Here is a 13,963-nt window from a genome sequence, read left to right as displayed (position 1 = left end):
ACGCGTCGACCCTCGCTGGCACAGGCAAAGGCCCGGCTCGACCGGGCCTTCGCTTGTGCGGTGCGGGTCCGGGGTAAAATGCCGCCGATGACCACTCCTTCTTCCCAGACGGCTGGCGCCCTGGCCGAGCGCTTCGGCCTGGAACTGCATGGCGATGGCGACACCGTCGTGACCGGCGTGGCGACGCTGGCCGGCGCGCAGCCCGGGCAGCTGGCCTTCCTGGCCAATCCGCGCTACGCCGACCTGCTGGCCTCCACGCAGGCCTCTGTGGTGATCGTCGGCCGCGATCACGTCGAGGGCGTGCGCGGCGTGGCGCTGGTGGCCAAGGATCCGCATGCGGCCTTCGCCAAGGTCTCCGAGCTGTTCGAGCCGACGTATCCGCGCGCGCCCGGCATTCACCCCAGCGCGGTGATCGAGCCTTCCGCGCGCATCGCCGCTAGCGCCAGCATCGGCGCGCATGTCTACATCGGCGCCAACAGCGTGGTCGGCGAGCGCTGCATCGTCGGCCCGGGTTGCGTGATCGGCGAGGACTGCAGCCTGGAAGAAGGCTGCGAGCTCGTCGCCCGCGTCACCCTGGTGGTGCGCGTGCGCCTGGGTCGGCGCGTGCGCGTGCATCCCGGCGCCGTGCTCGGCGCGCAGGGCTTCGGCCTGGCGATGGAGGCCGGGCGCTGGCTCAACGTGCCGCAGCTGGGCGGCGTGGTGATCGGCGACGATTGCGAGATCGGCGCCAACACCTGCATCGATCGCGGCGCGCTGGAAGACACCGTGCTGGCCGAGGATGTGCGGGTGGACAACCTCATCCAGATCGCCCACAACGTGCAGGTCGGTGCGCACACCGCCATGGCCGCGCAGGTGGGTATCGCAGGGAGCGCGAAGATCGGCCAGTACTGCATGCTGGCCGGCAAGGTCGGCGTGGCCGGCCACCTGGAGATCGGCGACAAGGTCACCGTGCTGGCCATGTCCATGGTCGCAGGTCCCGTCACCGAGCCGGGCACCTACGCCTCTTCCCTTCCCATCACCGATGTCCGCACCTGGCGCAAGAACGCGGCGCGTTTCCGCCAGCTCGATGCGCTCGCCCGCCGGATTCCCTCCGGCAAGGACACCCAAGAAGCACCATGACGATGAACCTGGAACTGCCGCTCACCATCGAAACCATCCAGCGCCTGCTGCCGCATCGCTATCCGTTCCTGCTGGTGGACCGGGTGACCGAACTCGAGCCGGACACGCGCATCAAGGCCTACAAGAACGTCACCTTCAACGAGCCGTTCTTCATGGGGCACTTCCCCGAGCGCTCGGTGATGCCGGGCGTGTTGATCATCGAGGCGCTGGCCCAGGCCGGCGGCCTGATCACCCAGATCGCCAACGGCGAGGCCGCCGCGTGCAAGCTGTTCTACCTGGTCAAGGTGGAGAACGTGAAGTTCAGCGCGCCGGTGGTCCCGGGCGATCGCCTGGAGATGGAGGTCACCATCAAGCGCAAGATCCGCAACATGGCCGTGTACGAAGGCATCGCGCGCGTGGACGGCAAGCAGGTCGCCTGCGCCGAGATGCTGTGCGCCGAGGTCGACAAGGGCAAGGGAGATTGAGCCGATGGCGCAGACCCTGATCCACCCTTCGGCCGTGGTCGACCCGGGCGCCAGGCTCGGCGTCGGCGTGCAGGTCGGTGCGTTCAGCCTGATCGGCGCCGACGTGGAAGTGGGCGATGGCAGCATCGTCGGCCCGCACTGCTCGATCACCGGCCCGACCCGCATCGGCCGCGAGAACCATTTCGTCGGCCATGTCGCCGTGGGCGGACCGCCGCAGGACAAGAAGTTCGCCGGCGAGCGCACCGAGCTGGTGATTGGCGACCGCAACGTGTTCCGCGAGTTCGTCACGCTCAACCGCGGCACCGTCACCGGCACCACCGTCACCCGCATCGGCGATGACAACTGGATGCTGGCCTATACCCACGTGGCACACGACTGCCATGTCGGCAACCACTGCGTGTTCTCCAACAACACCACCCTGGCCGGGCATGTGACGGTCGAGGACTGGGTGATCTTCAGCGGCTTCTCCGGCGCGCATCAGTTCTGCCGCGTCGGCGCGCACGCCTTCATCGGCATGGGCGCACTGGTCGGCGGCGATGTCGCCCCGTTCACCATGTTCGCCGCCGACGATCATGGCCGCCCGCGCGGCATCAACAGCGAAGGCCTCAAGCGCCGCGGCTTCGATGCCGAGCGCATCGCCGCGATCAAGCGCGCCTACCGCACGCTGTACGTGGCCGGCCTGCCGCTGGCCGAGGCCCAGGCGCAGCTGGCCGAGCAGGCCAAGGACAGCAGCGATGTGCAGGCCATGCTCGACTTCATCGCCCACGGCGAGCGCCGCCTGGTGCGTTGAGCGGTGCACGCCTGATGCCTACGACGGCCGGCTCCTCGCGCACCCTGGCCGAGCTGACGGCAGGTCCGCAGGGCGCACGCGCGCCGCGCATCGCGCTGGTGGCCGGCGAGGCCTCCGGCGATGCGCTCGGCGCCGGGTTGATCGCACAGCTGCGCCAGCGCCATCCCGAGGCCCGCTTCGCCGGCATCGGCGGTCCGGGCATGCGCGCGGCCGGGCTGGATGCGTGGTTCGACGCCAGCGAACTGGCGGTGATGGGCCTGACCGAGGTCCTGCGCCATCTGCCGCGCCTGCTGCGCCTGCGCAAGTCGCTGCGCCAGCAGCTGCTGGACTGGCAGCCGGACGTGTTCATCGGCATCGATGCGCCGGATTTCAATCTGGGCATGGAGCGCTGGCTCAAGCAGCGCGGCGTGCCCACCGTGCATTACGTCAGCCCCTCGGTCTGGGCCTGGCGCGAGAAGCGCGCCGACGGGATCGGCCGCAGTGCCGACCTGGTGCTGTGCCTGTTCCCGATGGAACCGGACATCTACGCGCGCCATGGCGTGGATGCGCGCTATGTCGGCCATCCCATGGCCGATGCGCTGCCGCTGCAGCCCGATCGCGAGGCCGCGCGCGCGGCGCTGGGCCTGGGCACGCGGCCGGTGCTGGCGGTGCTGCCCGGCAGCCGCATGGGCGAGGTCGGCCGCCTGGCGCAGGACTTCATCGATGCCGCCCTGCGCGTGGCCGAGCAGGTGCCTGGCCTGCAGGTGCTGATTCCGGCCGCCAACCCGGCCGTGCACGCCGTGCTGGAGCCGCTGCTGGCCGCCACGCCCTTCCCCTCGCCGCGTCCGCGCCTGCTCGATGGCCAGGCGCGCGAGGCGATGGTCGCCAGCGACGTGGTGCTGCTGGCCTCGGGCACGGCCACGCTGGAGGCGATGCTGGCCAAGCGCGCGATGGTGGTGGGCTACAAGGTCGCCCCGGCCTCGGCCTGGCTGGCGCGCAGGCTGCGGCTGCTGAAGGTCAAGCGCTTCGCCCTGCCCAACATCCTGGCCGGTGAGGACCTCGCGCCCGAGCTGATGCAGGAAGACTGCACGCCCGAGCGGCTGGCCGCGGCCGTGCTGGCGTGGTTCGCGCATCCCGAGGCGGTCGCCGCGCTGCAGGGACGCTATCTGGAGCTGCATGCCCTGCTGCGTCAGGACGCCTCGGCGCGCGCGGCAGATGCGGTGGATGAACTGCTGGAAAGCAGGGGCCAGGGGCCGGGGGCCCGGGACCAGGCCTCGACATCGACATGAACGACCCGATGCCCGGCTGCCAGCCTTCTGCCTTGCCTCCGGCCCCTGGTCCCCGGCCCCTGCTCGTCGCCGGCGTCGACGAGGCCGGGCGCGGGCCGCTGGCCGGGCCGCTGACGGTGGCGGCGGTGGTGTTCGACCCGGCGCGCCCGCGCATCAACGGGCTGGACGACTCCAAGCAGCTCACCGCCGCCAAGCGCGAGCTGTTCTACGGCCGCATCACCGAGCGTGCGCTGGCCTGGCACGTGGTGGTGCTGGAGGTGCCCGACATCGACCGGCTCAACATCTACCAGGCCACGATGCTCGGCATGCGCCTGGCGGTGGAAGCGGTGGCGCACGTGGCCGGCGTGGCCCATATCGACGGCAACCGGGTGCCCGCCGGCCTGCCCTGCCCCGGGCATGCGCTGATCGGCGGCGACGGCCGCGACCGGGCGATCATGGCCGCCTCGATCCTGGCCAAGGTCACCCGCGACCGGATGATGCGCGAGCTGCACCAGACCCATCCCGAATACGGGTTCGCCGTGCACAAGGGCTATGGCACGCCCGCGCACCTGGCCGCGCTCGACGCGCACGGCCCCTGCCCGCAGCACCGTCACAGCTTCGCGCCGGTGCGCGAGGCCGCCGCGCGCCGGGCCGGGCTGGGACAGGTCGCGCTGTTCTAGGCCTTTGGGCCTGAACGCGTAGCGGCCGGCCCGTGCCGGTCCGGGAGGCTGTCAAGCCTGCCCCGCGCAGGCCGGCTTGCGTACACTGACCCTGATGTCTTCCCGCTTCATCCACCTGCACCTGCACACCGAATTCTCGCTGGCGGATTCGACCATCCGCGTGCCCGAGAAACCGGACGAGGGCCTGCCGTCCAAGGCCAAGCGGCCCAACCTGGTCAGCCGCGCGGTCGAACTGCAGGCCCCGGCGCTGGCGGTGACCGACCGCAACAACCTGTTCGCGCTGGTGAAGTTCTACAACGCCTGCGAAAAGGTCGGCATGAAGGCCATTGCCGGCGCCGACGTCAGCGTGATCGAGGAAGACGGCACGCCGTGGCCGATCACCCTGCTGTGCCGCGACCACGGCGGCTACCTGACCCTGTCGCGCCTGCTCACGCGCGCCTGGCTGGAGGGCCATCGCACCGACGGGGTGGCAATCGATCCGGCCTGGCTGCGCGAGGACACCTCGGGCCTGTTCGGCATCATCGGCCGCAACAGCCAGGCCGGGCGCCTGGCCGCCAGCGGCCGCCACGACCTGGCCGAGCAGCACATCGCCGACTGGCAGCGCGCCTTCGACGACAGCCTGCACCTGGAGCTGACCCGTACCCAGCGCGAGGGCGAGGAGGCGTTCAACGCCTTCGCCCTGCACGCGGCCGCCGCGCGCGGGCTGCCGGTGATCGCCAGCAACGACGTGCGCTTCCTCACGCCCGAGGGCTTCGATGCGCACGAGGCGCGCGTGTGCATCGCCTCCGGGCGCGTGCTGGACGATCCCAAACGCCCGCGCGAGTACAGCCGCGAGCAGTACCTCAAGTCCGCCGAGCAGATGGCCGAGCTGTTCGCCGACGTGCCCGACGCGATCGACAACACCTCGGGCGCTGGCGCAACGCTGCAACATCGAGCTCAAGCTCGGCACCTACTTCCTGCCGGCCTACCCGGTGCCGGACGAGGAGACGCTGGACAGCTGGATCCGCAGCGAGTCGCGCCGCGGCCTGGACGCGCGCCTGGAGAAGAATCCGCTGGCGCCGGGCAAGACGCGCCAAGACTACGTGGACCGGCTCGAATTCGAGCTGGACACCATCATCAAGATGGGCTTCCCCGGCTACTTCCTGATCGTGGCCGACTTCATCCAGTGGGGCAAGAACCAGGGCATCCCGATCGGCCCGGGTCGCGGTTCGGGCGCCGGTTCGCTGGTGGCCTGGGCGCTGCAGATCACCGATCTGGATCCGCTGCCGTACAACCTGCTGTTCGAGCGCTTCCTCAATCCCGAACGCGTGTCGATGCCCGACTTCGACATCGACTTCTGCATGGACCGGCGCGACGAGGTGATCGACTACGTCGCGCGCAAGTACGGCCGCGACCGCGTCAGCCAGATCATCACCTACGGCACCATGGCGGCCAAGGCGGTGGTGCGCGACTGCGGGCGCGTGCTGGGCTTCCCGTACGGCTTCGTCGACGGCGTGGCCAAGCTGATTCCCAACATCCTGGGCATCACGCTCAAGGACGCGATGGGCGAAGGCAAGGACAGCGAGATGGCCTCGGCCGAGCTGATCCAGCGCTACGGCAGCGAAGACGACGTGCGCGACCTGATCGATCTGGCGCGCCAGCTCGAAGACCTCACCCGCAACGCCGGCAAGCACGCCGGCGGCGTGGTCATCGCGCCCTCTCCGCTGAGCGATTTCAGCCCGCTGTTCGCCGAACACGACGAGGGCACGCGCGGCAAGAACCCGGTCACCCAGTTCGACAAGAACGACGTGGAAGCCGTGGGCCTGGTGAAGTTCGACTTCCTCGGCCTGCGCACGCTGACCATCATCGACTGGGCGGTCAAGGCGATCAACGCGCGCCATGCGCGCGCCGGGATCGAGCCGGTGGACATCGCCGCGCTGCCGCTGGACGACGTGCCGACCTACCGCGACATCTTCGCCGCGGCCAACACCGGCGCGGTGTTCCAGTTCGAATCCTCGGGCATGCGGCGCATGCTCAAGGACGCCCGGCCGGACCGCTTCGAGGACCTGATCGCGCTGGTGTCGCTGTACCGCCCCGGCCCGATGGACCTGATCCCGGACTTCATCGCGCGCAAGCACGGCCAGCAGGAGTTCGAGTACCCCGATCCGCGCACGGTGGACATGCTGCAGGACACCTACGGGATCATGGTGTACCAGGAGCAGGTCATGCAGATGGCGCAGATCGTCGGCGGCTACTCGCTGGGCGGCGCCGACCTGCTGCGCCGCGCGATGGGCAAGAAGGTGCCGGCCGAGATGGCCAAGCACCGCGAGATCTTCCGCGAGGGCGCCGCCAAGGGCGGCGTGAATCAGGCCAAGGCCGACGAGATCTTCGACTTGATGGAGAAGTTCGCCGGCTACGGCTTCAACAAGTCGCACGCGGCGGCCTATGCGCTGGTCAGCTACCAGACCGCCTGGCTCAAGCGGCACTACCCGGCCGAGTTCATGGCCGCCACGCTGTCCTCGGACATGGACAACACCGACAAGGTGGTGGGCTTCCTGGCCGACGCGCGCGGGCTGTCGCTGGAGATCCTGCCGCCGGAGGTGAACCACTCGGACTTCATGTTCGTGGCCACCGATGCGACCACCATCCGCTACGGCCTGGGCGCGATCAAGGGCGTGGGCCAGGGCGCGTGCGAGGCGATCGTGGCCGAGCGCCAGCGCGGCGGCCCGTACCGCGACCTGCTGGATTTCTGCAAGCGCACCGAGGCCGCGCGCCTGAACCGCCGCACGCTGGAGGCGATGATCAACGCCGGCGCGCTGGACGAGCTGGGCAAGAACCGCGCCTCGCTGATGCTGCAGGTGCCCGAGGTGATGAAGGCCATCGACCAGCTGGCGCGCAACCGCAACGCCGGCATCGTGGACATGTTCGGCTCCAGCGCCGGCGGCGACGACATCCACATCGAGCTGCCCGAATGCGACGAGGCGCCGCTGGCGCACAAGCTTGCGGCCGAGCGCGACACGCTGGGCTTCTACCTGTCCGGCCACCCGATGGATCCCTACCGCGAGGATCTGCGCGCCCTGGTCGGCAACGACCTGGGCAGTCTGGACACGATCTGGTCCAGCCAGTCCGGCGGCGGTGGCGGCGGCGAGCGCAAGTGGCGCCCCGGCGTGGTCGCGGTGCTGGCCGGCAAGGTGGTCGCCGTGCGGCAGAAGGGCGACAGCCAGAGCTTCATCACCCTGGAGGACGGTCGCGGCCGCCTGGAGTGCAGCGCCTTCTCCGATGCGATGGCCGAGTTCGGCCAGCTGCTGACCCGCGACCGCATCCTGGTGGTCAAGGGCGAGCTGCGCGAGGACGAGTTCAACGGCGGCTACAGCCTGCGCCTGCGCCAGGTCTGGGACTACGCCCAGCTGGTCCAGGCCACGCAGAAGCTGTCGGTGCGCCTGGACCTGCGCGTGCCCGGCGTGCTGCAGCGCATCGAGGCCCTGCTCGACCAGCATCGCCCGGGGCGTACCTCGCTGCGCCTGGACCTGCTGCTGCCGGGCGGGGTGGCCGGCATGGTCGAGATCAACGGCAGCCAGTCGGTGAGCGTCGATGCCGACCTGATGGGCACCCTGCGCGAGCTGCCCGGCGTGCGCACCGTGAAGATGGCCGTCGGCCACCGCCCCTGGGCGCACTAGGCCCGCGCGCCGCACCACACCCCCCGGTACGGGGCCTTGTGCCCGCATCGGCTAAACTCCCCCGCTTTACGGCTCACCGCTTGCCGATGAATCCCAACTACCTCGATTTCGAACAGCCCATCGCCGATCTGGAAGCCAAGATCCAGGAGCTGCGCAGCGCCAGCGCCGGTCCGGCGGTCAATGTCGATGCCGAAGTGCGCGCCCTGCAGACCAAGCTGCGCACGCGCACCGCGCAGATCTTCCGCGACCTGACCCCGTGGCAGGTCAGCCAGCTCTCGCGCCATCCGGCCCGGCCCTACACGCTGGACTACATCAAGGTGTTCTGCGACGAGTTCCAGGAACTGGCCGGCGATCGCGCCTTCGCCGACGACAAGGCCATCGTCGGCGGCCTGGCCCGCATCGACGGGCGCCCGGTGATGCTGATCGGCCACCAGAAGGGCCGCGCCACCAAGGAAAAGATCATGCGCAACTTCGGCATGCCCAAGCCGGAGGGGTATCGCAAGGCGCTGCGCCTGATGAAGATGGCCGAACGCTTCGGCCTGCCGGTCCTCACCCTGATCGACACCGCCGGCGCCTGGCCCGGCATCGACGCCGAGGAGCGCGGCCAGTCCGAGGCCATCGCCCGCAATCTGATGGAGATGGCCGAGCTGAAGGTGCCGATCGTGTGCACGGTGATCGGCGAAGGCGGCTCGGGCGGCGCGCTGGCCATCGGCGTGGGCGATCGCACGATCATGCTCGAGTACAGCACCTATTCGGTCATCACCCCGGAAGGCTGCGCCTCGATCCTGTGGAAGGACGCGGGCAAGGCCAAGGACGCGGCCGAGCAGCTGGGCCTGACCGCCAGGCGCCTGCGCGAGCTGGGCCTGGTGGACAAGGTCGTGCGCGAACCCACCGGCGGCGCCCACCGCAACCCGCGCGCCATGGCCACGCGCCTGAAGGCCGTGCTGCTGGGCGAACTGGATGCCCTGGCCGACGTGCCGGTGGACACCCTGCTGCAGCGCCGCTACGAGCGCCTGCGCGGCTACGGCGCCTACGAGGCGGCCTGAGCAGCGCGGCGCGCGCCGCACGATCGACGCAAACGAAGACGCCGGGCACTGCCCGGCGTCTTGCGTTGCGGCCCTGGCGGGCCCTGGGCAGGGCTTTCAGTGCTGCGCGGTCGCGCTGCCGTCGCCGATCTTGGAGGTCTGGTACAGCGCCAGGCCGATGCGCTTGATCAGGCCCAGCTGCTGTTCCAGCCACCAGGCGTGGTCTTCCTCGGTATCGCGCAGCTGCGCCAGCAGCATGTCGCGGCTGACGTAGTCGCCCTTCTCCTCGCACAGCTTCATGCCGGCGGCCAGGTCGGCGCGCACCTTGTACTCGGTCTGCAGGTCGGCCTCGAGCATCTCCACCACGGTCTTGCCGGGGGTGAACGGATGCGGGCGCATGTCCGGGTCGCCTTCCAGGAACAGGATGCGGCGCAGGATCGCGTCGGCGTGCTCGGTCTCCTCTTCCATCTCGTGGCCGATGCGCTCGTACAGCCGCTGCAGGCCCTGGTCCTCGTAGCGGCGCGAATGCAGGAAGTACTGATCGCGGGCGGCAAGCTCGCCGCGCAGCAGGTCGATCAGGCAGGCGATGACCTCGGGATGGCCTTTCATGGCGGAACCTCGTGACTGGAACGGCCGCCATGGTCGCGCATCGGCGCGGACAATGTTTTAAACGGAATCACTTTCACTCGCAGCCCGCGCCGGAGACGTCCCGGCTTCACACAATCCGGGCATGCTGTGCGCGGGCCAGCCTCCCCCCTGCTGGCCGGAACCGTCCCGAATGGTCCGCTGGCTGCGTCGTGTCCTGCTGTCCCTGCTGGTGCTGTGCCTGCTGCTGGCGCTGGTCGCCTGGCTATTGCTGCGCGGCAGCCTGGCCACGCTGGACGGACAGCGCCAGATCGCCGGCCTGTCGGGCCCGGTGAGCATCAGCCGCGATGCGCTGGGCACGGTGACCATCGAGGCCGGCAACCCGGCCGATGCGGCACGCGCGCTCGGCTACGTCCACGCGCAGGAGCGCTATTTCGAGATGGACCTGATGCGCCGGACCTCGGCCGGCGAGCTGGCCGCGCTGTTCGGCGCCCGCGCCCTGCCGCTGGACCGGCGCCATCGCCTGCACCGCATGCGCGCCCGCGCCGAGGCCGGCCTGGATGCCTTCGCCGGCGACCATCGCGCCGAACTGGACGCCTACACCGCCGGGGTCAATGCCGGCCTGGCCGCGCTGCGCGTGCGGCCCTGGCCCTACCTGCTGCTGCGCCAGCGGCCGCAGCCGTGGACCGCGGCCGATGCGGTGCTCACCGGTGATGCGATGTACTTCGACCTGCAGGACGCCGACGACGCCCGCGCGCTGTCGCTGTGGAAGCTGCAGCAGCGCCTGCCGCCGGCCCTGTTCGCCCTGCTCGGCCACGACGGCAGCCACTGGGACGCGCCCCTGCAGGGTGCGCCGCGCGAGGATGCGGTGCTGCCCGGCGCCGATGTCGTGGACCTGCGCACCCTGCCGGCAGCCGCATCGGCCGGCGCCGGCGGCGAAGCGCTGGCCCCGGGCAGCAACAACTTCGCTGTCGCCGCCGCCCACACCGCCGATGGCCGCGCCATCGTCGCCGACGACATGCACCTGGCCCTGCGCGCGCCCAACCTCTGGTTCCGCGTGCGCCTGCGCTACGCCGATCCGCGCGCGCCGGGCGGCCGCGTGGACGTGACCGGCTTCAGCCTGCCGGGGCTGCCGGCGGTGATCGTGGGCAGCAACACGCACGTGGCCTGGGGCTTCACCAACGGCTTCGCCGACACCGCCGACCTGTTCCGCATCAGGCCCTGCGCCGCCACGCCCGCGCCGGGCTGCGCGCCGGTGCGTCTGTACCGCGAGACGCTCGCCGTGGCCGGCGCCGCGGCGCAGACGCTCGAAGTGCGCCAGAGCGCCTACGGCCCGCTGGTCGAGGACCTGCCCGGCGGCCAGGCGCTGGCGCTGCGCTGGGTCGGGCACCTGCCCGGCGCGCTCAACCTGGGCTTGGACGACTTCGCCCGCGCCGGCGATCTGGACGACGCGCTGCGCATGGCCGGGCACGTCGCCGTGCCCGCGCAGAACCTGCTGCTCGCCGACGCCAAGGGCCGCATCGCCTGGCGCCTGCTCGGGCCGCTGCCGCAGCGCACGCCCGGCTGCGAGGCCAGCGCCCTGGTGCTGCCCAGCGCCTCGGCCGCGTTCGATGCGCAGGGCCGGCCGGCCGCGCCCTGCCCGGCCTGGCCGATCTCCACCCGGTTGGTCGAGCCGCTCGTCGACCCGGCCGATGGCCGGCTGTGGACGGCCAACAATCGCGTCGCCGACGGCCCCCTGCTGGCCGTGCTGGGCGATGGCGGCTATGTGCTCGGCGCCCGCGCGCGGCAGATCCGCAACGACCTGCAGCGGCTCGAACGCGCCGACGAGCGCAGCCTGCTGGCCGTGCAACTGGACGACCGCGCCGTGTTCCTGCAGCGCTGGTGGGCGCTGCTGCAGCGCGAAGCCCAGGGCGCGCCGCCCTCGTCGGCGCTGGCGGCGCTGGCCAAGGCGTCCGGTCACTGGGACGGCCGGGCGAGCGCGGATTCGGTCAGCTTCCGCCTGGTGCGGCGCTGGCGCCTGGCCGTGCAGGACCGCATTGCCGAGGGGCTGGTGGCGCCGGCCGGCGTGACGCTCGACCGGCCGCCGGCCGCGCTGGTCCCGCAGCTGGAAGGCGTGGTCTGGCCGCTGCTGGAGCAGCGACCCGCACACCTGCTCCCGCGCCGCTACGCCTGCGCGGCGGACCAGCAAGGGGCTGCCTGCGAGGACGCCGCCGGCTGGTCGCGTCTGCTGGAGGACGCCGCCGACGAGACGCGCCGCGAACTGAGCGCCATCGGCCCCCTGGCCAAGCGCACCTGGGGCGAGCAGAACACGGCGGCGATCTGCCACCCGCTGGCGGCGGCGCTGCCCGCGCGCTTCAAGTCCTGGCTGTGCATGCCGCCGGACCACCTGCCCGGCGCCGGGGACATGCCGCGCGTGCAGGCGCCGGCCTTCGGCGCGTCCGAGCGCATGGTCGTCTCGCCGGGCCACGAGGCCGACGGCCTCATGCACATGCCCGGCGGGCAGAGCGGCCATCCGCTGTCGCCGTTCTGGGGCTCAGGCCATGCCGACTGGGTCCAGGGGCGGGCCACGCCGTTCCTGCCCGGTCCGACGCAGCACACGCTGCAACTGGTCCCGGCGCGCTGACGCAGGCTCAGTGCAGGCTGACTTCCTCGTTCAGCGCCGCCATCAGGCCGCTGAACTGATAGGGCTTGGGCAAGAAGCGCACGCCTCGCGGCATCTCCGGCAGGCTGGCCTGCGGATAGCCCGAGGTCAGCACCACCGCGATCTGCGGGTACTCGCGTGCCACCATCTCCACCAGCTGCACGCCGGACATGCCCAGCGGCATCAGCACATCGCTCATCACCACATCGAAGCCGCCGTCGCGAATCAGCAGGTCCAGCGCCTCGCCGGCGCTGCCGGCCGTCACCACGTCCACCTGGTACATCGACAGCCCGTCCTGCACCACGCGCAGCAGTTCGGCGTTGTCGTCCACCATCAGTACTCGCAGGCGCTTGCCCATCCGGTCGAGTCCTCTCGGTTGCAGACGGCGCGCTGTCCGGGTTGCCGCGCCGCCTCGTGGCTGTCGGGGCGGATCATGGCGAGACCGATGCCAAGACCGCGTGTGCGTGCCGTGCACACGATGCATACGCAAAAGCCGTCGGAGAAGGGCCGTCGCACACACATGGCTTCGACCATGCTGACCGCCGGGACAGCCCGGTGAAGCATCGCCTGCCGGGCGTTCAGCGGCGATCCTTAGGCTCTTGAAGGCCGATCCCCTTGCCTTCTCCCCCATGAAGATCCATCGCTCGACCCCATTGCGACTGACCGCGGCTGCGCTACTCGGCGCGCTCGCCCTGCCCGCGCTGGCCGATGAACCGTCCAGCTGCACGGCGCGCACCAAGCCCGGTGACAACCTGCAGCAGGCCATCGACGCGCTGCCGGCCGGCGACGCGCCGGTGACGCTGTGCCTGGCCGTGGGCGAGTATCCGCTCAAGGGCCTGGTCTCGATCCAGCGCGACCACCTCACCCTGCGCGGCGCCGGCCCGACCACCGTCCTGCGCATGGCGCCCGACGTGCAACAGCCCCTGCTGGTCGTCGGCGACTATCAGCAGCAGGTGCCGCGCCGCCCGATCACCGGCGTCACCATCGCCGACCTGAGCCTGATCGGCGCCAAGGACGTCGAGCACGAGTTCATGCCCGAGCGTCCCTACTTGAGCAACAGCGCGGTGGTGGTGCGCAACGGCCACGACGTGCGCCTGACCGGCCTGCATGCCAGCCAGTGCCGCAGCGCCTGCCTGCTGACCGAACAGGGCAGTCGCGACATCACCCTGGACCACAACGACGTCTCCGGCGCGGTCTGGGACGGGGTGTCCTTCAACAGCACCTCCAAGGTCACCATGACCGACAACCGCGTGCACGACAACGTCGCCGCCGGGATCACCGCCGAGGAGCTGCGCGACAGCCAGATCCGCGACAACGTGCTGTCGAACAACGGCAGCCAGGGCGCCTACCTGTCCAATTCCTCGGGCAACCTGTTCGCCGGCAACACCTTCAGCGGCAACCACGGCGCGGGCGTGTTCCTGACCTGCGCGATCCGCTTCCGCAACGCCGATGGCAGCACGCAGTGCTGGGACAACAGCGTCAGCCAGGACAACGTCTTCGACGCCAACCACTTCGACAAGGACCCGTTCACCTACACCATCGGCGTGGACAAGTCGGCCAACTGCACCAGCGCGACCTTCAAGCCCAACATCTGGAAGGCCAGCAACCAGGCCAGCGCCTCGGGCGTGGACATGGACCCGCAGCGCTACGGCTATTGCGTGCGGCACGAGCCGTAAGGCGGATCTGCTTGCCGAAGCGGCGGCCGCGTTCGCTTCGCAAACCCACCACTCGTCATCCCCGCGAAAGCGGGGATCCA

At 70.7% G+C, this 13,963-nt stretch carries 10 protein-coding genes and 1 pseudogene; 9 read left to right on the top strand and 2 right to left on the bottom strand.

Annotation, left to right across the window (positions count from 1 at the left end; all coding sequences use genetic code 11):
• Positions 1-87: 87 nt before the first annotated feature.
• The 7 genes and pseudogenes from lpxD to ACFJIT_RS04790 all read left to right on the top strand — a co-directional run bounded on the left by lpxD (position 88) and on the right by ACFJIT_RS04790 (position 9,002).
• Entirely contained in the window at positions 88-1,119 is a 1,032-nt protein-coding gene (gene lpxD, locus ACFJIT_RS04820; protein ID WP_130531677.1) for a UDP-3-O-(3-hydroxymyristoyl)glucosamine N-acyltransferase, read from the top strand.
• Positions 1,116-1,583 carry a 3-hydroxyacyl-ACP dehydratase FabZ gene (gene fabZ / locus ACFJIT_RS04815; protein ID WP_130521358.1) on the top strand — a complete coding sequence of 156 codons (468 nt, stop codon included), beginning with the start codon at positions 1,116-1,118 and terminating at the stop codon, positions 1,581-1,583. Before lpxD ends, fabZ begins: the two co-directional genes overlap by 4 nt.
• Before the next feature lie 4 nt (positions 1,584-1,587).
• Positions 1,588-2,373, top strand: coding sequence for an acyl-ACP--UDP-N-acetylglucosamine O-acyltransferase (gene lpxA, locus ACFJIT_RS04810; protein WP_130531678.1), 786 nt, complete (start codon positions 1,588-1,590; stop codon positions 2,371-2,373).
• 14 nt (positions 2,374-2,387) lie between these two features.
• A complete protein-coding gene (gene lpxB, locus ACFJIT_RS04805; protein WP_379655200.1) occupies positions 2,388-3,641 on the top strand; it encodes a lipid-A-disaccharide synthase in 1,254 nt (417 codons plus the stop codon).
• Between the two features lie 8 nt (positions 3,642-3,649).
• The gene (locus tag ACFJIT_RS04800; RefSeq protein ID WP_379655716.1) at positions 3,650-4,300 is read left to right on the top strand and encodes a ribonuclease HII; all 651 of its coding nucleotides are present in this window, start codon (positions 3,650-3,652) and stop codon (positions 4,298-4,300) included.
• Positions 4,301-4,391: 91 nt separating this feature from the next.
• Positions 4,392-7,956: pseudogene (gene dnaE / locus ACFJIT_RS04795) on the top strand (DNA polymerase III subunit alpha).
• 86 nt (positions 7,957-8,042) lie between these two features.
• Positions 8,043-9,002, top strand: a complete 960-nt coding sequence (locus ACFJIT_RS04790; protein ID WP_130521348.1) for an acetyl-CoA carboxylase carboxyltransferase subunit alpha — start codon at positions 8,043-8,045, stop codon at positions 9,000-9,002.
• A gap of 96 nt (positions 9,003-9,098) precedes the next feature.
• On the opposite strand, the gene bfr is transcribed toward ACFJIT_RS04790, so the two are convergent.
• Positions 9,099-9,590, bottom strand: a complete 492-nt coding sequence (gene bfr / locus ACFJIT_RS04785; protein WP_130531683.1) for a bacterioferritin — start codon at positions 9,588-9,590, stop codon at positions 9,099-9,101.
• Between the two features lie 169 nt (positions 9,591-9,759).
• Here bfr and ACFJIT_RS04780 point away from each other — a divergent pair, with 169 nt between their 5' ends.
• Positions 9,760-12,189, top strand: coding sequence for a penicillin acylase family protein (locus tag ACFJIT_RS04780; protein WP_379655199.1), 2,430 nt, complete (start codon positions 9,760-9,762; stop codon positions 12,187-12,189).
• Positions 12,190-12,196: 7 nt separating this feature from the next.
• Here the strand turns inward: ACFJIT_RS04780 and ACFJIT_RS04775 are convergent, their stop codons facing one another.
• Entirely contained in the window at positions 12,197-12,565 is a 369-nt protein-coding gene (locus ACFJIT_RS04775) for a response regulator (RefSeq protein ID WP_165394527.1), read from the bottom strand.
• Positions 12,566-12,836: 271 nt separating this feature from the next.
• On the opposite strand from ACFJIT_RS04775, the gene ACFJIT_RS04770 reads away from it, so the two are divergent.
• Positions 12,837-13,883 carry a nitrous oxide reductase family maturation protein NosD gene (locus ACFJIT_RS04770; RefSeq protein ID WP_379655198.1) on the top strand — a complete coding sequence of 349 codons (1,047 nt, stop codon included), beginning with the start codon at positions 12,837-12,839 and terminating at the stop codon, positions 13,881-13,883.
• Positions 13,884-13,963: the final 80 nt, after the last annotated feature.

The organism is Pseudoxanthomonas sp. UC19_8, from assembly GCF_042700505.1.
Classification (GTDB): Bacteria; Pseudomonadota; Gammaproteobacteria; order Xanthomonadales; family Xanthomonadaceae; genus Pseudoxanthomonas_A; species Pseudoxanthomonas_A winnipegensis.
The sequence above is the reverse complement of the archived record's forward strand: the minus strand, read 5'-3'. Positions and strand labels throughout refer to the sequence as shown.

Excerpts from the sequence above, each read along its gene's own strand:
- lpxB (WP_379655200.1), top strand. The coding sequence starts at position 2,388 with ATGCCTACGACGGCCGGCTCCTCGCGCACCCTGGCCGAGCTGACGGCA.
- fabZ (WP_130521358.1), top strand. The coding sequence starts at position 1,116 with ATGACGATGAACCTGGAACTGCCGCTCACCATCGAAACCATCCAGCGC.
- ACFJIT_RS04800 (WP_379655716.1), top strand. The coding sequence starts at position 3,650 with ATGCCCGGCTGCCAGCCTTCTGCCTTGCCTCCGGCCCCTGGTCCCCGG.
- ACFJIT_RS04775 (WP_165394527.1), bottom strand. The coding sequence starts at position 12,565 with ATGGGCAAGCGCCTGCGAGTACTGATGGTGGACGACAACGCCGAACTG.
- ACFJIT_RS04780 (WP_379655199.1), top strand. The coding sequence starts at position 9,760 with ATGGTCCGCTGGCTGCGTCGTGTCCTGCTGTCCCTGCTGGTGCTGTGC.
- bfr (WP_130531683.1), bottom strand. The coding sequence starts at position 9,590 with ATGAAAGGCCATCCCGAGGTCATCGCCTGCCTGATCGACCTGCTGCGC.
- lpxD (WP_130531677.1), top strand. The coding sequence starts at position 88 with ATGACCACTCCTTCTTCCCAGACGGCTGGCGCCCTGGCCGAGCGCTTC.
- ACFJIT_RS04770 (WP_379655198.1), top strand. The coding sequence starts at position 12,837 with ATGAAGATCCATCGCTCGACCCCATTGCGACTGACCGCGGCTGCGCTA.
- lpxA (WP_130531678.1), top strand. The coding sequence starts at position 1,588 with ATGGCGCAGACCCTGATCCACCCTTCGGCCGTGGTCGACCCGGGCGCC.
- ACFJIT_RS04790 (WP_130521348.1), top strand. The coding sequence starts at position 8,043 with ATGAATCCCAACTACCTCGATTTCGAACAGCCCATCGCCGATCTGGAA.